The organism is Poseidonocella sp. HB161398, assembly GCF_005870025.1.
Taxonomy (GTDB): domain Bacteria; phylum Pseudomonadota; class Alphaproteobacteria; order Rhodobacterales; family Rhodobacteraceae; genus Mangrovicoccus.
The window spans coordinates 33,092-52,194 of sequence record NZ_VATA01000036.1 but is presented as its reverse complement, the minus strand read 5'-3'; the positions used below and the strand labels follow the sequence as shown (position 1 = coordinate 52,194).

18 protein-coding genes are annotated in these 19,103 nt (G+C 70.9%); 13 read left to right on the top strand and 5 right to left on the bottom strand.

Annotation, left to right across the window (positions count from 1 at the left end; genetic code table 11):
* The first annotated feature begins 2 nt into the window (after positions 1 to 2).
* From FGX59_RS23405 to FGX59_RS23350, 12 genes are all read left to right on the top strand, one after another.
* Positions 3 to 1,610: a glycoside hydrolase family 43 protein gene (locus FGX59_RS23405; RefSeq protein WP_138469550.1), complete on the top strand. Its 1,608-nt coding sequence runs from the start codon at positions 3 to 5 to the stop codon at positions 1,608 to 1,610.
* Between the two features lie 12 nt (positions 1,611 to 1,622).
* Positions 1,623 to 2,633, top strand: a complete 1,011-nt coding sequence (locus FGX59_RS23400) for an ABC transporter ATP-binding protein (RefSeq protein WP_138469549.1) — start codon at positions 1,623 to 1,625, stop codon at positions 2,631 to 2,633.
* Positions 2,630 to 3,742: a Gfo/Idh/MocA family protein gene (locus FGX59_RS23395; RefSeq protein WP_138469548.1), complete on the top strand. Its 1,113-nt coding sequence runs from the start codon at positions 2,630 to 2,632 to the stop codon at positions 3,740 to 3,742. Before FGX59_RS23400 ends, FGX59_RS23395 begins: the two co-directional genes overlap by 4 nt.
* Positions 3,739 to 4,389, top strand: a complete 651-nt coding sequence (locus FGX59_RS23390; RefSeq protein WP_138469547.1) for a ThuA domain-containing protein — start codon at positions 3,739 to 3,741, stop codon at positions 4,387 to 4,389. Before FGX59_RS23395 ends, FGX59_RS23390 begins: the two co-directional genes overlap by 4 nt.
* A gap of 13 nt (positions 4,390 to 4,402) precedes the next feature.
* Positions 4,403 to 5,722: a xylose isomerase gene (gene xylA, locus FGX59_RS23385; RefSeq protein ID WP_138469546.1), complete on the top strand. Its 1,320-nt coding sequence runs from the start codon at positions 4,403 to 4,405 to the stop codon at positions 5,720 to 5,722.
* A 52-nt stretch (positions 5,723 to 5,774) separates the two neighbouring features.
* Positions 5,775 to 6,833 carry a sugar phosphate isomerase/epimerase gene (locus FGX59_RS23380; protein WP_138469545.1) on the top strand — a complete coding sequence of 353 codons (1,059 nt, stop codon included), beginning with the start codon at positions 5,775 to 5,777 and terminating at the stop codon, positions 6,831 to 6,833.
* A complete protein-coding gene (locus FGX59_RS23375) occupies positions 6,830 to 7,990 on the top strand; it encodes a Gfo/Idh/MocA family protein (RefSeq protein ID WP_138469544.1) in 1,161 nt (386 codons plus the stop codon). Before FGX59_RS23380 ends, FGX59_RS23375 begins: the two co-directional genes overlap by 4 nt.
* A complete protein-coding gene (locus FGX59_RS23370) occupies positions 7,987 to 9,489 on the top strand; it encodes a sugar ABC transporter ATP-binding protein (RefSeq protein WP_138469543.1) in 1,503 nt (500 codons plus the stop codon). Before FGX59_RS23375 ends, FGX59_RS23370 begins: the two co-directional genes overlap by 4 nt.
* Positions 9,486 to 10,490 carry an ABC transporter permease gene (locus FGX59_RS23365; protein WP_138469542.1) on the top strand — a complete coding sequence of 335 codons (1,005 nt, stop codon included), beginning with the start codon at positions 9,486 to 9,488 and terminating at the stop codon, positions 10,488 to 10,490. The genes FGX59_RS23370 and FGX59_RS23365 overlap by 4 nt, the downstream gene beginning before the upstream one ends.
* A gap of 23 nt (positions 10,491 to 10,513) precedes the next feature.
* Complete coding sequence (locus tag FGX59_RS23360; RefSeq protein ID WP_138469541.1) at positions 10,514 to 11,461, top strand: ABC transporter substrate-binding protein; 948 nt, start codon at positions 10,514 to 10,516, stop codon at positions 11,459 to 11,461.
* 488 nt (positions 11,462 to 11,949) lie between these two features.
* Positions 11,950 to 12,438, top strand: a complete 489-nt coding sequence (locus FGX59_RS23355) for a twin-arginine translocation pathway signal (protein WP_138469540.1) — start codon at positions 11,950 to 11,952, stop codon at positions 12,436 to 12,438.
* 65 nt (positions 12,439 to 12,503) lie between these two features.
* On the top strand, positions 12,504 to 13,067 hold the full coding sequence (locus tag FGX59_RS23350; protein WP_138469569.1) for a ferric reductase-like transmembrane domain-containing protein: 564 nt from the start codon (positions 12,504 to 12,506) through the stop codon (positions 13,065 to 13,067).
* Between the two features lie 2 nt (positions 13,068 to 13,069).
* Here FGX59_RS23350 and FGX59_RS23345 read toward each other — a convergent pair whose 3' ends face one another.
* Together FGX59_RS23345 and FGX59_RS23340 are read right to left on the bottom strand one after the other, a co-directional pair.
* Positions 13,070 to 13,912 carry a hypothetical protein gene (locus FGX59_RS23345; protein WP_138469539.1) on the bottom strand — a complete coding sequence of 281 codons (843 nt, stop codon included), beginning with the start codon at positions 13,910 to 13,912 and terminating at the stop codon, positions 13,070 to 13,072.
* Between the two features lies 1 nt (position 13,913).
* Positions 13,914 to 14,576 (bottom strand): hypothetical protein, encoded by a 663-nt coding sequence (locus FGX59_RS23340; RefSeq protein WP_138469538.1) that lies wholly within the window; start codon positions 14,574 to 14,576, stop codon positions 13,914 to 13,916.
* A gap of 131 nt (positions 14,577 to 14,707) precedes the next feature.
* Between FGX59_RS23340 and FGX59_RS23335 the strand changes: the two genes are divergently transcribed.
* The gene (locus FGX59_RS23335; protein ID WP_138469537.1) at positions 14,708 to 15,610 is read left to right on the top strand and encodes a hypothetical protein; all 903 of its coding nucleotides are present in this window, start codon (positions 14,708 to 14,710) and stop codon (positions 15,608 to 15,610) included.
* Between the two features lie 7 nt (positions 15,611 to 15,617).
* Here the strand turns inward: FGX59_RS23335 and FGX59_RS23330 are convergent, their stop codons facing one another.
* From FGX59_RS23330 to FGX59_RS23320, 3 genes are read right to left on the bottom strand one after another with little or no spacing between them, the layout of a single operon-like run.
* On the bottom strand, positions 15,618 to 17,174 hold the full coding sequence (locus tag FGX59_RS23330; protein ID WP_138469536.1) for an SUMF1/EgtB/PvdO family nonheme iron enzyme: 1,557 nt from the start codon (positions 17,172 to 17,174) through the stop codon (positions 15,618 to 15,620).
* On the bottom strand, positions 17,171 to 18,370 hold the full coding sequence (locus FGX59_RS23325; RefSeq protein WP_138469535.1) for an ABC transporter permease: 1,200 nt from the start codon (positions 18,368 to 18,370) through the stop codon (positions 17,171 to 17,173). Before FGX59_RS23325 ends, FGX59_RS23330 begins: the two co-directional genes overlap by 4 nt.
* Positions 18,370 to 19,101 carry an ABC transporter ATP-binding protein gene (locus FGX59_RS23320; protein ID WP_138469534.1) on the bottom strand — a complete coding sequence of 244 codons (732 nt, stop codon included), beginning with the start codon at positions 19,099 to 19,101 and terminating at the stop codon, positions 18,370 to 18,372. Before FGX59_RS23320 ends, FGX59_RS23325 begins: the two co-directional genes overlap by 1 nt.
* Between the last annotated feature and the right edge of the window lie 2 nt (positions 19,102 to 19,103).

The window sequence follows — 19,103 nt, the reverse complement described above, 5'->3', positions numbered from 1 at the left end:
CCATGACCGCAATGATCCGCAATCCGATCCTAAAGGGCTTCAACCCGGACCCCTCGATCATCCGCGTGGGCGAGGACTACTACATCGCCACCTCCACCTTCGAATGGTTCCCGGGCGTGCAGATCCACCATTCGCGCGACCTGCAGAACTGGCGGCTGCTCTGCCGTCCGCTCGATCGCGCGAGCCAGCTCGACATGCGCGGCGCCGAGGAGTCGGGCGGCGTCTGGGCGCCCTGCCTGACCCATGCCGATGGCAGGTTCTGGCTGATCTACTCCGATCTGAAGCGCCGCACCGGCGCCTTCAAGGACAGCCGCAACTACCTGGTCACCGCCGAGAATATCGAAGGGCCCTGGTCCGATCCCATCTACCTCAATTCCTCGGGCTTCGACCCCTCGCTCTTCCATGACGAGGACGGGCGGAAATACCTGCTGAACATGGTCTGGAACCACCGCAGCCAGGAAAAGGGCGGCAAGTTCGGCGGCATCCTGCTGCAGGAATACTCGGTCGCGGAGGAACGGCTGGTCGGGCCCGTCACCAATATCTACCGCGGCACCGACCTGAAGCTGACCGAGGGCCCGCATCTCTATCGCCGCGACGGCTGGTACTGGCTGCTGACCGCCGAGGGCGGGACCGAGTACAACCACGCCGTCACCATGGCGCGGTCCCGGACCCTCCTCGGCCCCTACGAGACCGACCCGGCCAAGCACATGCTGACCTCGAAGGACGCGCCCGACGCGGCGCTGCAGCGCGCGGGCCATGCCGATATCGTCGAGACCCAGACGGGCGAGCATTACATGGTGCATCTGTGCTCGCGGCCCCTGCCGGGGCTGCGCCGCTCGGTCTGCGGACGGGAAACCGCGATCCAGAAGATCATCTGGGAACCGGGCGCCTTCCCGCGGCTCGCCCATGGCGGCAATGTCCCGGCGATCGAGGTCGCGGCGCCGGATCTGCCCGCGCAGCCCTGGAACGAGCCGCAGCAGGAGTTCGACTTTGCCCCCGGCCCGCTGCCCGCGCCGCTGCAATGGCTGCGCACGCCGGAGGCCGACCGCATCTTCTCGCTCGAGGCGCGCCCGGGCTGGCTGCGGCTCTATGGCCGCGAGTCCCCCGGCAACCGCTTCGAGCATGCCGTGGTGATGCACCGCCAGACCGAATGGGCCTATGACGCCGAGACCGAGCTCGACTTCGCCCCGGCTGGCTACCTGCAGATGGCGGGGCTCATGTGCTACTACAACGCCTATCTCTTCCACTATCTCGCCGTCACCGCGACCGAGGACGGCGCGCGCGAGCTGATCGTCATGTCTGTGAAGGGCGACTACCCGGCCGGCGCGCTCGACTACCCGCTCGACCCGGTGCCGCTGCCCGCCGAGGGACCAATCCGGCTCGGCGTCTCGGTTGATCGCGAGAGCCTGCGCTTCCGCTACGCGCTGCCCGGCGGCGACTGGCAGGAGCTTCCCGTCACGCTCGATGCGTCGCTGCTGGCCGACGAGGCGGCGGGCAATGCCTGCGGCAGCCATACCGGCGCCTTCGTCGGCATGGCCGCCCATGACATCGCGGGCACCGCCACGCCTGCCGATTTTTCCCGTTTCAGCTACGCGCCCCGCCCGGCGTGACAGGAGGCCATCATGGCAGAGGTCAGACTAGACGACATCACCAAGAGCTTCGGCGCGCTGACCGTGATCCCGGAGCTGAATCTGCTCGTCCCGGACGGCTCCTTCACCGTGCTGGTCGGGCCCTCGGGCTGCGGCAAGTCCACGCTTCTGCGGATCATCTCGGGGCTCGAGACGCCGACCAGGGGCCGCGTCGTGATCGGCGGGCGCAACGTCACGGACGAGGAGCCCTCGCGGCGCGAGATCTCGATGGTCTTCCAGTCCTACGCGCTCTTCCCGCACATGAGCGTGGCGCAGAACATCGATTTCGGCCTGCGCCTGCAGAAGATGCCGAAGGCCGAACGCGAGGAGCGCGTGGCCCATGCCGCGAAGATCCTGGCGCTGGAAAGCTATCTCGACCGCAAGCCCTCGCAGCTCTCGGGCGGGCAGCGCCAGCGCGTCGCCATCGGCCGCTCGATCGTCCGCAATCCCAAGGTCTTCCTGCTCGACGAGCCGCTCTCGAATCTCGACGCGGCGCTCAGGGGGCAGATGCGGGTGGAGCTGGCGCAGCTCCACCGCTCGCTGGGCTCGACGATGATCTACGTCACCCATGACCAGGTCGAGGCGATGACCCTGGCGGACCAGATCGTGGTGATGAATGCCGGGCGGATCGAGCAGGTCGGCGCGCCGATGGAGCTCTACGACCGGCCCGCCACCGAATTCGTCGCCGCCTTCATCGGCTCGCCGAAGATGAACCTGCTGCCGGGGCGCAGCATCGGGCGTCAGGACGTCAAGACCGCGGGCATCCGCCCCGAGCATATCCAGGTCGACGGCAGTTCCGGCACCTGGCCCGCCCGCGCCGAGGTGGTGGAGACGCTGGGCGCCGACACCATCGCCTACATGAGCGCCGAAGGCATCGACAGCATCACCGTCCGGCTGCCCGGACATATGCGGCTGAAGGCGGGGGACCGGCTGTTCCTGACGCCCGAACCCGCGAACCTGCATCTCTACGACGAGAAGGGACAGCGCATGGAGGCCAAGGCATGACCCCGCTGGGCATCGGCATCATCGGCTGCGGCGTGATCAGCGACATCTACATGAAGAACTGCGCGGTCTTCCCGCAGATACGCCTGGCCGCCGTCGCCGACCTGCGCGCCGAGGCCGCCGCGGCCAAGGGCGCGGAATACGGCGTCCCGGCGGTCACGGTCGACGAGCTGCTGAAACGCGAGGACGTGGATATCGTCCTCAACCTCACCATCCCGCAGGCCCATGTCGAGGTCGGGCTGATGGCGCTGGAGGCCGGGAAGCACGTCTATGCCGAGAAGCCGCTGGCAGGCTCGGTCGCCGATGGCCGCCGCCTGGTCGAGGCCGCCGCCGCGCGCGGGCTGCGCGCCGGTTCGGCGCCCGACACGTTCCTCGGCGGATCGCACCAGACCGCGCGGGCGCTTCTGGATACCGGTCGGATCGGCAAGCCGACGGCGGGCACAGCGGTGATGATGGTCGCGGGCCACGAGCGCTGGCACCCGAACCCGGATTTCTACTATGCGGGCGAGGGCGCGGGGCCGCTGATGGACATGGGCCCCTACTACATCACCGCGATGGTCAACCTGCTCGGCCCGGTCTCGCGCGTGACCGGCATGGCCGCCAAGGGGCGCGAGCGCCGGGTCATCGCCACCGGTCCGCGCGCGGGCCGGGAGATCCCGGTCGAGACGCCGACACATGTCACCGGCGTCATGGAATTCGCCTCCGGCGCGCTCGTCCAGATCGTCACCAGCTTCGACGTCAAGGCGCACCGCCACACCCCGCTGGAGCTCTACGGGACCGAGGGCGCGATGCTGATCCCGGACCCGAACCGCTTCGACGGCGAGGTGATGCTGCATGGCGAGGACTGGCAGGCGCAGCCGATGCGCCATGCCCATGGCGACGGCAACTACCGCGGGATCGGGCTGGCCGACATGGCCGCCGCGATCGCCCTGGGCCGCGACCACCGGGCCTCGGGGCAGCTCGCGCTGCATGTGCTCGATGTCATGGAGTCGCTCCTGCGCTCGGCCGCCTCGGGGCGGGCCGAGACGCTGTCCACAACCTGCGACCGTCCCGCGCCCTTGCCCGCGGGCACCGGGACCGGCCGCATCGAAGAACCGGAGATGGTGCAATGAGCCGCAAGGCGCTGGTATTCTATGGCGGCTGGGACGGGCACGAACCCGGGCCCAGCTCGGAAATCGCGGTGGAGATGCTCGCCGCCGAGGGCTTCGAGGTCACCCGCGAGGAGGGCACCGCCATCCTCGCCGAGGCCGACCTGCCGGGCTTCGACCTGATCGTCCCGGTGATGACCATGGCCGAGCCCGAGAAGGAGGAGGTCGCCGCGCTGACCGCGGCGGTCGAGGCGGGGACCGGGCTCGGCGGCTTCCATGGCGGCATGGGCGACACGTTCCGCAAGAACACCGACTACCAGTTCATGGTCGGCGGCCAGTTCGTCGCCCATCCCGGCAATGTCATCGACTACCGGGTTGAGATCGGGTCCGGCGACCCGCTGCTCGCCGGGATCGGCGATTTCGACTACCGCTCGGAGCAGTACTACATGCATGTCGATCCGCGCATCGAGGTGCTGGCGGAGACGACCTTCACGGGCGCGCACGCGCCCTGGGTCGCGGGCACCCGCATGCCGGTCGCCTGGAAGCACCGCCATGGCCAGGGCCGGGTCTTCTACTCGGCGCTCGGCCACAAGGCCGCCGAGTTCGGCCATCCGCAAATGAAGGAAATCCTCCGCCGCGGCCTGCTCTGGGCCGCGCGCGACGCAGCATGAGGGAGGCCCCCAGATGGACGGCACCAGAGTCACCCGCTTTTTCGACGGCATTCCGCAGATCGCCTACGAGGGTCCGGACGCGACCGGCGAATACGCCTACCGCCACTACAATCCCGACGAGATCGTGCTGGGCAAGCGGCTGGAGGACCATCTGCGCCTGGCCGTCGCCTACTGGCACAGCCTCGCCTGGACCGGCACCGACCCGTTCGGCGGCCCGACGCTCGACCGGCCCTGGGCCGGAGGCACGATGGAGGATGCGCGGCTGAAGGCCGACAGCGCCTTCGAGCTGTTCCGCATCCTCGGCACGCCCTATTTCTGCTTCCACGATGCCGATGTCCGCCCCGAGACCGGCAGCCTGCGCGAGAACATCGCCGGGCTCGACGAGATCGGCGACGTCTTCGCCGAGAAGATGGAAGAGACCGGGGTGAAGCTCCTCTGGGGCACGGCGAACCTCTTCACCGATCCGCGCTTCATGGCGGGGGCCGCGACCAACCCGGACCCGGAGGTCTTCGCCTGGTCGGCGGCCACGATCCGCTCCTGCATGGATGTCACCCACCGCCTCGGCGGCGAGAACTACGTGATGTGGGGCGGGCGCGAGGGTTACGAGACGCTCTTGAACACCGATCTGGGGCGCGAGGCCGACCAGGCGGCGCGGATGCTCGGCATGGTGATCGACTACAAGCACAAGATCGGCTTCAAGGGCACGCTGCTGATCGAGCCGAAGCCGCAGGAGCCGACCAAGCACCAGTACGACTACGACGTGGCGACGGTGCACGGCTTCCTCAGCCGCTACGGCTTCGAGAAGGAGGTGCAGCTGAATATCGAGCAGGGGCACGCGATCCTGGCGGGCCACAGCTTCGAGCACGAGCTGGCGCTGGCGGCATCGCTGGGGATGCTGGGCTCGATCGACATGAACCGCAACGACTACCAGTCGGGCTGGGACACTGACCAGTTCCCCAACAACATCCCCGAGGTGGCGCTGGCCTATTACGAAGTGCTGAAAGCGGGGGGCTTCACCACCGGCGGCACCAATTTCGACGCGCGGGTCCGCCGCCAGTCGATCGATGCCGCCGATCTGGTGCTGGGCCATGCCGGGGCGATCGATGTCTGCGCCCGCGGGCTGAAGATCGCCGCCGCCATGCTGGAGGACGGCCGGCTCGAGGCGCTCCGGGCGGAGCGCTATGCCGGCTGGGACGCGCCGGAGACCGCAGAGCTGCTCTCCGGCGGGCTGGCCGAGATCGGCGACCGCGCGCTCGGGGCCGATCTGCGCCCCGCGCCCCGCTCCGGCCGCCAGGAGCGGCTGGAGAACCTGGTCAACCGCTACATGAGCTGAAGACCCCGCAGGCGGCCGCCCGGCGCGGCCGCCACAGGGAAGGGAGGACGAGATGAAGACCCTGAAGGGCCCGGCGCTCTATCTGGCGCAATTCGCCGGCGACGAGGCGCCGTTCAATTCCTGGGACACGATCACCCGCTGGGCCGCCGATTGCGGCTATCTCGGCGTGCAGGTGCCAAGCTGGGACACCCGGCTGATCGATTTGGCGAAGGCCGCGGAGTCGAAGGACTACTGCGATGAATTCAAGGGCGTCGCGGCCGAAAGCGGCGTCGAGGTGACCGAGCTGTCGACCCATCTGCAGGGCCAGCTGGTCGCCGTGCATCCCGCCTATGACGAGATGTTCGACGGCTTCACCGTGCCCGAGATGCGCGGCAACCCGGCGGCGCGGCAGCAATGGGCGGTGGAGCAGGTCAGGCTCTGCCTGACCGCCTCGCGCAACATGGGGCTGACGGCGATGCCGAGCTTCTCGGGCGCGCTGGCCTGGCCCTATGTCTATCCCTGGCCGCAGCGCCCGCCGGGGCTGATCGAGCAGGCCTTCGGCGAGCTCGCCGCGCGCTGGCGCCCGATCCTCGACCATGCCGAGGAGATGGGGGTCGATGTCTGCTACGAGATCCATCCCGGCGAGGATCTGCATGACGGCGACAGCTACGAGATGTTCCTCGAGCGGGTCGGCGGCCATGCCCGCGCGATGATGCTCTACGATCCCAGCCACTACGTGCTGCAGGCGCTCGACTATCTCGACAATCTCGACATCTACATGGAGCGGATCGGCGCCTTCCACGTGAAGGATGCCGAGCTGAACCCCACGGGGCGCAAGGGCGTCTATGGCGGCTTCCAGTCCTGGAAGGACCGCGCGGGCCGCTTCCGCAGCCCCGGCGACGGCCAGGTCGATTTCGGCGCGGTGTTCTCCAAGCTCTCGGCCGCGGGGTTCGACGGCTGGGCGGTGGTCGAATGGGAATGCGCGCTGAAGCATCCCGAGGACGGCGCGCGCGAGGGCGCGGCCTTCGTGAAGGACCACATCATCCGCGTGACCGAGCGCGCTTTCGACGATTTCGCGGACGGGGGCAGCGACGAGGCCGCCAACCGCCGCATCCTGGGACTGGACAGATGACGCGATTTCAAGAACGCACGGGGCCGATCCGGCTGGGCATGGTCGGCGGCGGGCAGGGGGCCTTCATCGGCGCGGTGCACCGCATCGCCGCGCGGATCGACGGCGAGTACCAGCTGGTGGCCGGCGCGCTCTCCTCGACGCCGGAGAAGGCGCGGGCCTCGGGCCGCGCGCTGGGGCTCGACCCCGAGCGGGTCTATGACGACTTCGCCGCCATGGCTGCGGCCGAGGCGGCGCGTGCCGACGGGATCGAGGCGGTCGCCATCGTCACCCCGAACCACATGCACGCCCCGGCCGCCAAGGCCTTCCTGGCGGCGGGCATCCACGTGATCTGCGACAAGCCGCTGACCGCGACGCTGGAGGATGCCGAGGACCTGGCGGCGGCTGCGGCGCAGTCGGACATGCTCTTCGTGCTGACCCACAACTATACCGGCTATCCGATGGTGCGGCAGGCGCAGGCGATGGTCGCGGCGGGCGAACTCGGCGCGATCCGCGTGGTGCAGGTCGAGTATCCGCAGGACTGGCTGGCCGAGGAGGCCGGGCCGGAGAACAAGCAGGCCGACTGGCGCACCGATCCGGCGCGCTCGGGCGCGGGCGGGGCGACCGGCGATATCGGCACCCATGCGGTCCATCTGGCGGGCTTCGTCACCGGGCTGAAGCTCGAGCGGCTGGCCGCCGATCTCGACGCCTTCGTGCCGGGCCGGCGGGTGGACGACAACGGCCATGTGCTCCTGCGCTACGAGGGCGGGGCCAAGGGCATGCTCTGGTGCAGCCAGGTCGCGGTCGGCAACGAGAACGCCGTCAGGCTGCGCGTCTATGGCGAGAAGGGCGGGCTCGACTGGGCGCAGGAGGAGCCGAACAAGCTGTGGTTCACCCCCTTCGGCGAGCCGACGCGGCTCCTGACCCGCAACGGCGCGGGGGCGGCGCCCGTCTCGCAGCGGCTCTCGCGCACGCCCGCGGGCCATCCCGAGGGCTATCTGGAGGGCTTCGCCAATATCTATGCCGAGGCGGCGGCGGCGATCCGCGCCCATCGCACCGGCGCCCGGCCGGATCCCGGGGTCAGCTATCCGGGCATTGCCGACGGGCTCTTCGGGGTGCGCTTCGTCGCCGCCTGCATCCGCTCCTCGCAGGCCGACGCGGCCTGGACGGCGCTGGAATGAGCGCGCCGGTCCTGTCGCTGAGGGGCGCGAGCCGCAGCTTCGGCGGGATCGAAGTGCTGCACGGGCTGGACCTCGACCTGCGCCCGGGCGAGGTCCATGCCCTGATCGGCGAGAATGGCGCGGGCAAGTCGACGACGATGAAGATCCTGGCCGGCTATCTCGACCCCAGCGCCGGGCGGGTGCTGCTCGACGGCGCGCCGGCCGCCTTCGCCGGGCACCGCGAGGCCGAGGCGGGCGGGGTCGTCATGATCCACCAGGAGTTCAACCTCGCCGGGCCGCTGACCGTGGAGGAGAACATCTTCCTCGGCCGCGAACGCCGCCGCGGCCCCTTCCTCGACCGCCGGGCGATGCGGGCGCGGGCGGCGGAGCTGCTCGCGCGGCTCGGCTGCCGTCTCGATCCCGCGCGCCGGGTGGCCGAACTGTCGGTTTCCGACCGGCAGATGGTCGAGATCGCCAAGGCGCTGGAGCGCGAGGCGCGGGTGCTGGTCATGGACGAGCCGACGGCGGTGCTGACCCGGCGCGAGACCGCCGTGCTGCTCGATCTGGTCGCGCAGCTGCGCGATGCGGGCACCGCGATCCTCTTCACCTCGCACAAGCTCGACGAGGTGGCGGCGGTGGCCGACCGGGTGACGGTGCTGCGCGACGGGGCGATGGTCGCGACCGGGCCCGCCGCGGAGATGACCGAGGACGCGATGGCCCGCGCCTTGGTCGGCCGCGAACCCGGCGACCTCTTCGCGCCGAAGCCGCCGCTGCCCGCGCCCGAGACCGTGCTGGAGGTCGAGGGGCTGGAGGTCGAGGGCCTCGCCGGACCGGCCAGCTTCGCGCTCCGCCGCGGCGAGGTGCTGGGCTTTGCGGGGCTGATCGGCTCGGGGCGCACCGAGCTGATGGAGGGGCTCGCCGGGCTGCGGCCCGCGTCGGGCACGGTGCGGATCGCGGGCCGCGCCCTGCCGCGGCTGTCGCTCGCCGCGGCGCGGGCGGCCGGGCTGGTCTACCTGACCGAGGACCGGAAAGAGCGCGGCCTCCTTCTCGGCAAGCCCTTGGCGGAGAACCTGACGCTGCTGGCGCTCGAGCGCTTCGGCCGGGTCTTCCTCGACAAGGAGGCCGAGGAAGAGGCGCTCGGCCAGGCGATCCGGCGCTATGACATCCGGCTGCGCGACCGGCGGATGACCGCGGGCCAGCTCTCGGGCGGAAACCAGCAGAAGCTGCTGCTGGCCAAGGTGATGCTGGCCGATCCGCAGATCGTCGTCATCGACGAGCCGACCCGCGGCATCGACATCGGCACGCGCCAGCAGATCTACGCGCTGATCGCCGGGCTGGCCGCGGAGGGCCGCTCGGTCATCGTCGTCTCCTCGGAACTGCCCGAGGTGATCGGCCTGGCGCATCGCGTCCTGGTGATGCGCCAGGGCGCCATCGCCGGCGCGCTCGAGGGCGCGGCGATCGGCGAGGAGGCGATCCTGCGCCTCGCCATGGGACTGGACGAGGGAGGACGTGCCGCATGAGCCCCGCACCGGAGGAGGCCGCCCGCCCGCCGCGCGGCCGCAGGATCGATTTCCACGTGCTCGGCCCGGTCCTGGCGCTGATCGCGCTGGTGGTCCTCGGCACGCTGATCAACGGCAATTTCCTCAGCTACGGCAATATAACCAATGTGCTGTCGCGTTCCGCCTTCATCGGCATCATCGCAGTCGGCATGACCTTCGTGATCACAGCCGGAGGGCTCGACCTGTCGGTGGGCTCGATGGCGGCCTTCATCGCCGGGCTGATGATCCTGGTGATGAACGCCGTGCTGCCCGCGACCGGGGTCGGCGTGCTGCCGGTGCTGATCGGCATGGCGACGGCGCTGGCGGCGGGGCTCGGCGCGGGGCTCCTCAACGGGCTCCTCGTCACCCGCGCGGGGATCGAGCCCTTCATCGTCACGCTGGGCACGATGGGCATCTACCGCAGCCTCGTCACATGGATGGCCGATGGCGGGACGCTGTCGCTGAGCTTCGACCTGCGCGGCTTCTACGGGCCGGTCTATTACGGCACTGTGGCGGGGATCTCCTGGCCGATCCTGGTCTTCGCCGCGGTCGCGGTGCTGGGCGAGATCGCCATGCGGCGCATGCCCTTCGGCCGCCATTGCGCCGCCATCGGCGCCAGCGAGAAGGTCGCGCGCTATTCCGCGGTCGAGGTCGACCGGGTGCGGCTCGCGACCTATGCGGTGCTGGGCCTATTGGTCGGGGTCGCCACCATCATGTACGTGCCGCGGCTGGGCTCCGCCTCCTCGGCGACCGGGCTCCTGTGGGAGCTCGAGGCGATCGCCGCGGTGATCATCGGCGGCACGGTGCTCAAGGGCGGATCGGGGCGGATCTGGGGCACGGTGGTCGGCGTGCTGATCCTCAGCCTGATCGGCAACATCCTGAACCTGACCGACATGGTCAGCCCCTATCTGAACGGCGCCATCCAGGGGGCGATCATCATCCTGGCGGTGCTGATGCAGCGCGGGTCCGCCGCGCGCGAGTGAGACGACAAAAGGGAGGAAGGAACATGAAGACACTGGCTTATCTGGGCCTCGCCGCGGCCTTGGCGGCGGGCCCCGTCCTGGCGCAGGACGACGACGCGAAAGTGATCGGCGTCTCGATCCCGGCCGCGACCCATGGCTGGGCAGGGGGGCTGAACTTCCACGCGCAGCAGACCGTCGAGCGGCTGGAGGCGGTCTATCCCGGGCTCGATTTCGTTCTGGCCACCGCCTCGGGACCGGCGCAGCAGGTAAATGACATCGAGGACATGGTGGCGACCCGCAATATCGACGCGCTGGTGGTGCTGCCCTTCGAATCCGAGCCGCTGACCGGTCCGGTCGCCGCCGTGGCGGAGCGCGGCACCTGGGTGACGGTGGTCGATCGCGGCCTTTCGCAGGAGGGGATCGAGGATCTCTACGTCGCGGGCGACAATGCCGGCTTCGGCCGGGTCTCGGGCAGCTACTTCGCCGACCGCCTGCCCGATGGCGGCAAGGTGGTGGTGCTGCGCGGCATCCCGACCACCATCGACAACGAGCGGGTGGAGAATTTCCAGGCCGCGATCGAGGGGACGGGGATCGAGATCATCGGCATGGAGCACGGCAACTGGAACCGCGATGACGCCTTCGCGGTGATGCAGGACTTCCTGTCGCGCCATCCGCAGATCGACGCGGTCTGGGCCTCGGATGACGACATGGCGGTCGGCGTGCTTGCCGCGATCGAGCAGTCGGGCCGCAGCGACATCCAGTTCGTCCTGGGCGGCGCGGGCATGAAGGAGATGATCAAGCGCGTCGGCGACGGCGACCCGATGATCCCCGCCGATGTCACCTATCCGCCGGGCATGATCGCGACCGCCATCGAGATGACCGCGGTGGGGCTGGTCTCCGGCGCGCCGGTCTCGGGGCGCTTCACCATCGGCTCGGTGCTGGTGACGCCGGAGAATGCGGACCAGTTCTACTATCCCGACAGCCCGTTCTAGCAGGGGCGGACACATGGGTCCGGGGCATCCCCGGGGAGGAGACTTTTCCATATCCGGGCGAGGCCGCTCCAAGAGCTGATCGGGAACAGCTGCCTTCGGGGCCATTTTCCCGATTTTGCGCCGTGCCCTGACGCCGGGCAGGCTGTTTCGGCAGCCTGCCAGAGTCTCCCGGCCCGTCCGGGCGCGAGGCCCCGCGCTCCGTCCGCGGGGCCATCACGATGGTCGTGCCGCGACACTTCCCCCAGCATCGCCAATCCCGGTCTTGGCGTGATCTCGCCGCTGGTCGGGTGGGGGTCCATTCACCCGGAGATTGCGCCACCAGGCAATTCCAGCCACTTCCGAGCCACGGCCATCACAATGATGTTGGGGGCGTTTATCGCGCGGGCGAACTCGTCTACCCTCTTCTCCGCGCGTCCCCAGTTGCGCGGTTCCCTCGCTGCGGCCCTCCGGGCCCGCCCCCGGACCGCCCTGCCGAGAGGAGAGTCCCGATGTCCGCCGCAGACTTCACCCGCCGTTCCTTCGCAGCCGCTGCCGGCGCCCTGGTGGCGACCGGCGCGTCCGGCCTGATCGTGCCCGCCCGCGCGGCGGGGCTGGCGCCCACCCGCTCGATGCGGGGCGGGTCGAACAACTACCGCCCCGGCGCCCCGGTGGTGGAGCGGATCGGCGGCGGCGGCTTCTGGATGACCGGCACGGTGCGGCGGGCGGGCGACGGCGCGCCGCTCGGCGGCCAGCGCATCCAGATCTGGGCGCATACCACCGAAGGGCACGAGCGGGACCCGGCGAGCCATGGCGCGACCCTGACCGCGGCCGACGGGACCTTCCGGCTGGAGATGCCGCAGATCGTCCCCGCCTTCGGCCAGCCGCATGGCCATCTGGCCTATGACAGCGGCGCCTTCGAGACCGTCTTCCTGCGCCCGGTGATGCCGAGCCGCAGCGACCGCACGCTCAGCGCGCATTTCGTCCTCCAGCCGCTGTGAGCCCGGCCCGCCGCGCGCTCGGGCGCGCCCGTCCGGCGGCGATCTGGGCCGCGACGCTCGCCGCCATGGCCGTGCCGCTTGCCATCGCTGCGACAAGCCCGCTGCTGGCCTGGCGCCAGCCGGTCTACATCCTCGCGGGCTTCGCCGGCATCCTCGCCATGGCGCTGCTCCTCCTGCAGCCGCTCCTGGCCGCGGGCGTGCTGCCCGGGCTCGAAGGGCGGCGCGCCCGCAGGCTCCACCGCGCCGTCGGCGCCGCGCTGGCCGCTGCCGTGGCGGCGCATGTCGCCGGGCTCTGGATCACCAGCCCGCCGGATGTCGTCGATGCGCTGCTTTTCGCCTCGCCGACGCCCTTCTCGGTCTGGGGGGTGATCGCCATGTGGGCGGTCTTCGCGGCGGCGGCGCTCGCGGCTTTGCGGCAGCGGCTCCGCCTGCGCGCGCGGACCTGGCGGCTGGCCCATACCGGGCTGGCGGCGGTGACGGTCGCGGGCAGCGTGGCGCATGCGCTGCTGATCGAGGGGACCATGGGCACGGTGTCGAAAGCCGTGCTCTGCCTCCTGGTCCTCGCGGCGACGGCACGGGTCGCGGCCGGGCCCTGGCTGGCGCTCTGGCGCGGGTCGCGCCGGGCCTGATCTCAGTTCCGCGGCATGCCCACGCAGGGCCGCTGCGACGAGCCGGGGAAGACCAGCCCGTCCATTTCCGCCGCCGCGCCGCAATAGGGCGTGCAGGAGCCCGAGGTGCTCAGACGGATGCCGTTATCGGGCTGGATGTCGAAGGCGACGGTGCAGACGCGGCCGAATTCGCTGCTGTTCATCACCCAGCCCGTGCCGGTCGGCGCCAGCACCTCGTCGCGCAGCCCGCAGAAATGGCCGGTCGACTGCCAGGATTCCAGGCTGGCCAGCCCGCTGCCGCGCCCGCCGATATCGAGGACGAGCTGCGAGGACCCGGTGTCGTAGCAGTAGCCCGTCCCGCGCAGGAAGGGCGCGTCCCCGGCCTTCGGGCTGCAGGGGATCGCCGAGAGCGCCGCGCCATTCGTCTCGATATCGTCGAGCTTCCAGCTCCCGGCCTCGGGGCGGAAGACATAGGCGACGCGGGCGGGGGTGCCGAACGTCGTGAAGCTGGCCGTCACACGCCATTCCTCCTCCGAGCCGTCGGAGGCGATATCGAGCGAGCCCGCGATCTCGGCCTCGGAAAAGTCCTGGCCGGGGATCGAGGGATCGTAGTCGATGCAGGCCATCAGAAGGTCGTCGCCATAGCTGTCATTGGCGTCGTAGAAGGCCGAGAGCCGCGCGGTGAGGAAGCTCTGCCGCTGGCCGGGCGCGGTCAGGTAGCGCAACCCGGCCTCTGCGCCGCCCTGCCGGGCGAGGGTGCTTTCGTAGATCCAGCGCACCAGATCCTCGGGGGTGGAGGCCTGCGCGGCCGCCGTTCCGGCACTGGCGGCCAGCATCAGGGCGGCGAGCATCCCGCGCCCGGGCATCTCAGAGCTCCCGCGCGGAGCGGCGGAACTCCACCGCCATCCGCCCGCCGGTCTCGGGCTGCAGCGTGTCGCAGCTCGCCGCGCCCGCTGTCGCGGTGCAGGTGAATTCCCGGCGGTGGATATAGCCGCCATCGCCGCAGGGCAGGTTCTCCGCCTCCTCGATCTGCAGCGCGCCGGCCTCGGTGAAGCCGCCCTTGACCGGGCCCTCGCAGGCGACCCCGTCCATGTCGCGCATCTTCTGCAGCCCGTTGCCCTTGGCGTCGAAGCAGATCTGCCAGGCGGGATAGCCGACCTCGTCGCCGGTCTCGGTGTTGCGGGTCTGGTAGCCGGTGCTGAGATCCCAGCAGCCATAGAGCGCCTCCAGATCGCCGCGCCGCCAGTCGGCCGGGTCGAGGGCGCGATGCGGATCGGGCCCCGCCGCGTCGCATTGCAGCCGCGAGAGCTGGCTTTCGGCCAGCGCGATCCGCTGCAGCAGGTCCGAGCGCTGCGCATCGAGCCGGGCAAGCGCGACCGCCTGCCGGGTCTCCGCCGGGGCAGGGCAGGCGCCGGGCACGGACATCCAGCGGGGCAGGTCGAGCGCGCAGGCCCGGAGCGTCAGATGCGCGGCCCCGCCCAGAAGCGCCAGGCAGCCCAGGCAAAGGAGGGAAATCGCGATGGAGCGCAAGGTTCAGGCCCGCCGTTAATGAATGCTACCGGGGCGATGAAACCCGATTCCGCGGCCTCCGGCAACAACCGGAATTGAAAAACGCCCCCGCCCCGCGCATAGTCGCGGAGCGTCAGGCCACCGGTTATTTCATGCGACGGTTCTTCCTTCTCCTCTGCGTCTTCTTCGCCCTCCTGCCCGCGGCCCTGCGCGCCGAGCCGGTGGCGGTCCTCTGGGTCCATAGCTCGGTCTACGAGCCGAAGCTGACCGAAGGCCACCGGAAGGCGATCGTCGCCTATCTCAACAGCTACCGCGGCGGCGAGGCCTTCGACGTGACCTATCTGCGCCACAGCTCGGGCGGGCAAACGGCGGCGGTGCTCGGCGCCTCGGCCTATGACGTGATCGTGGTGGATGCGGGCAACCGCCGCGGGATGTTCAGCAGCAGCGACCTGGACGCGTTCCGGGCCTTCTACGCCTCGGGCAAGCGCAACCTGCTGCTCGACGGCACGCTGCTGATCCGCAACACCGATTACAGCAGCGAGTCGAATTTCCCCGGGGTCGACGGCTCCAGCGCGGCGCTGACCGTCAACGAGATCTCCGAGATCGCCCAGGCTGGGGGCGGCATCATCATCGGCGCGGACCACAACAACTTCCAGGCCGATGCCAACCAGGTGGCTGGCGCGCTGGTGCCGGGGGCGGGCTTCACCGGGCGCACCAACCCCTCGACCGATGGCGAGTTCTTCGGCGACGGGCTCCTCTCCGAGGTGGAGCCGATCCGCCCGGTCGACCTCTTCCGCCACTGGGCCTCGATCCCCAGCCAGGGCGAGACTTCGGTCGGCAGCTTCACTGATTTCGAGGGCCGGCCGGTCGAATTCCACGCGCTGGTCGCGGCCGCCGACAAGCCCGGCGGCGGGCGGCAGCGGCCCTATATCTCGGCAACGCTCGATCCGGGCGCGGCGCGCTATTCGATCGACAGCACCGAGGTCGTGCAGGACAGCATGCCGACCCGCGTCGGCCCCGGCCGCGCCGAGAACCGCGCCCGCAGCTTCCAGTAGCGCCGCCTCAGTCCAGCGCCATCGCCAGGAGCCCCGCCAGATCCATGTCGGGCCGCGCCGCATAGGCGTTCACGTCGCCCCAGAAGCTGTTCACGTCCGACAGCAGCTCCAAGAGCTCTGCCGTGCCGAGCTCGCGGCCGAGATCCAGATAGGCCGCCTGGCGCATCTCGGGGGCGAGGTTCTCCGACAGCGCCTCGAGCGTGCGGCGGTAGAAGAGGAGCGAGGTCTCCTGCGCCTCCTGCAGCGTCGTCAGCCGCTCGACATTGGTGCGCATGCCCGCCAGCAGCACGGCGCGCTGGTCGCTGTTCGAGGTGATCTCGAACCGGTCGCGCAGGTCGTTGATCGCGCCGCGCAGCCGCTGCATCTCGGCCTCGCCCTCCTTCAGCCCCGCGACGAAGGCCGCGCCGCTGAGCATGGTCGATTTCGCCGATTGCAGCAGCGACTGCTCGGCCGCGTCCTGGGCCAGGCGGAATTCATGCTGCAGCCCGGCCAGCGCGTCGCGCCGCCTGGGGTCGATCTCGTTCTCCATCAGGCTCGACAGGGTGGCCAGCGGATCGCTGGTCTCGGGCGCCGCGCCTTCGGCATCGGCGATCCAGCCGTCGCGGATCGCGTCGAAGCCCGCATCGGTGATGACCGGCGCCGAGATCGCCAGGCGCAGGCCGAAATACTGCCCCGCCAGCGCCTGGCCCGAGCGGGGATCGAAACGCGGATATTCCCGCCGCTGCGCCGAGTAGATCTGGTCGGCCTCGGCATCGATCGAGCCGCCGCGGGTGACGATGCCCCCGGCCTGGCCATGCGGGCGGCCGACGGCGTTCAGCCGGAACGGGTCCTCCACCAGCTCCTCGGCATTGCCGTAGACATCGAAGAGCCCCAGCGGATTGGGCGCGCGCAGCCCGACCGGGCGCAGGTTGCCGCGCCCCTGGCCCGCCGCCTGGTAATGCGCGTAGTCGCCAAGCTCGCCCTCGGCGAAGAAGCGGCGGGCGGGGAATTGCGCGGAATCGATCCGCGCGCCGCCGCGCACCGCGTATTCCCATTCCTCCTCGGTCGGCAGCCGCAGGAAGGCGCCGCGCTCCGCCCCGCCGGGCAACTGGTCGCGGGCATTCGCGTTCAGCCACTCCGAATAGCGCCGGGACAGGTCGACCGCCTCGAACCAGCTCAGCCCGCCATGGGCCAGCCGGTCGCGGCGGCCGAAGGGCGCGCCGCAATCGCCCGCCAGCGCCCGGTACTGCGCCTCGTTCATCTCGTAGCGGGCGATGTAGTAGGCCGAGCCGCCGGAGCCCGGATCGGCGAAGGCGCCGCGCAGATGGGCGCCGCGCAGGTAGTCGGAATAGCCGGTCGCGGGCTCGGACTGCCCCATGCGGAAGGCGCGGTCGTCAAGCGGATCGCCCGCCTCCACGGGGACCAGCACCTTCTGGAAGGCCATGGCGCCGCCGCAGGGCATCGGCAGCATCAGGTCGGCCCCGCCCGCGGGATCGGTCAGCTCGGCATCCCAGGGCGGCGGCGCCGCCTCCTGGGCGGGGGCCGCGCCCGCAGCGCAGAGAAGGAGCGCGAGGGTCCGCTTCATTCGCCGCCCTCCCGCAGCACCTCGGCCGGATCGACCCGCGCCGCGGCGCGCGCGGCGAAAAGCGAGGCGGCGGCGACGAAGGCCAGTACCGCAAGGCAGATCGCCGCCGCCTGCCAGGGCGCGATCTGCGCCAGCCGGCCGGTTTCGGCGCCGGGGGCGAAGAGCTGCTGCGCGGCCAGCGCGGCGAGCAGGTAGAGCCCGAAGGAGACCGCGAGCCCCAGCGCCGCCGAGACCAGCGCCTGGACCACCGGGAAGAGCCAGAGCGACCGGCCGCCCAGCCCCATCAGCGCCAGCACGGCGAGCAGCCGCCGCTTGCGCGCCACCTCGCCCCAGAAGCCGAAGACCAGCGCCGCCGAGAGACCGATGCAGGCCACGGCCACGGTCAGCCCGAGCGCGATGTCGAGATTGCGCCCGAGCCCCAGCACCGACTCCACCTCGCGGGTCCGCGCCTCGGTGCCGATGCCGAAACGGGTCTCGATCCGCGCCTGCAGCCCCGCCAGATCCTCGAGCCGGGCGGCATAGGCCCGCATCCCCTCGAAGACCGGCTGGCGGCTCGCCAGCGCGCGGCCCGCCTCGATGCCGTGATCCGGCAGCGCGTAGCCGTCATAGAAGGCCTCGACCAGATCCAGCGCCTCGAGCGTCGCCAGAACCGAGCGCCCGCTCATCCGGTCGGCGGGCAGCACCGCCGCCACGGCGAGCTCCAGCCTGAGCTGCCGCGGCCGGTCCTCGGCCTGGGTGAAGATTTCGATCCGGTCGCCCTGTGCCAGGCCCAGCTGCGTGGCGAGCCCGGCCGAGATCGCGGCCCTGCCCGGCGCCAGGTCGAGCCCGGCGGGCAGGTTCGGATCGCCCGGCCCGCTCGGCACCAGCAGGGCGTCGCGCCTTTGCGTCCCGCCGACGGCGCGGACATTGACGAAATCGAAGATGCTGCGGGTCTTCAGCGTGACGAAGCCGGTTTCGGGCCAGCCGCGGATCTCGGCGGCATCGGCCTCGGTGAAGGCGGCATTGCCGCTGGTGTCGATCTGCAGCGTCGCCGGATTGGACAGCAGCCGCCCGATCAGCGTGTCGTAGACGCCGTTCTTGACCCCGAAGAGCACCAAGAGCGGCACCAGCACCCCGGCGAGGATGGCGATGTTGCAGATCACGTGGATGCGGTCGTGGCGCAGCGCGCGCAGGGCGAGGAAGACGACATTGCGCATCAGGCGGCCCCGCGTTCGCAGAGCCGGCTCGACACGGCGCCCGCGCCGCCGGCCGGGGCGAGATCGAGCCGCCTGAGCGCGAAACTGTCGAGGAGCGCGCTGTCATGCGAGGAGATCACCACCGCCGCGCCTCCCTCTGTCGCGGCGGCGATCAGCAGGCCCATGGCCGTGCGGGCGTTCTCGGGGTCGAGCGCGGCGGTCGGCTCGTCGGCGATGACAAAGGCCGGGCGATGGGCCAGGGCGCGGGCGATGGCGACCCGCTGGCGCTGGCCGATGGACAGCGCGCGGGGCAGCTGCCGGGCGAGGGGGGCGAGGCCGAGCCGGTCCTCCAGCGCGGCGATCCAGCCGGGATCGGCGCGGCCGGTCAGCCGCTGGCCGAGGGCGATATTCTCGCGCACCGTCAGGAAATGCAGCAGCCCGCCGCTCTGCGGGACGAAGCCGAAGAGCCGCCCGCGATGCCCCGGCGCGTCGCGTCCGGCATGCTTGCCGGTCCAGAGCCGGGCGGCGTCAAGCTCCGTGCCGCCGGCGCGGATGCGGAAGCTGCCGCCCGGATCGGGACGGCGCAGCAGGCCGAGGAGCTCCAGCAGCATGGTCTTGCCGGTGCCGCTCGGCCCCGAGAGCCCGACCGCGTCCCCGGCGGCCAGCTGAAGTCCGGCCACCTCGAGCGCGAAGCGCCGCTCGGCATCCGAGACCGAGACCGTCACGTTCCGCAGGTCGAGCCGCCCGTCCATGG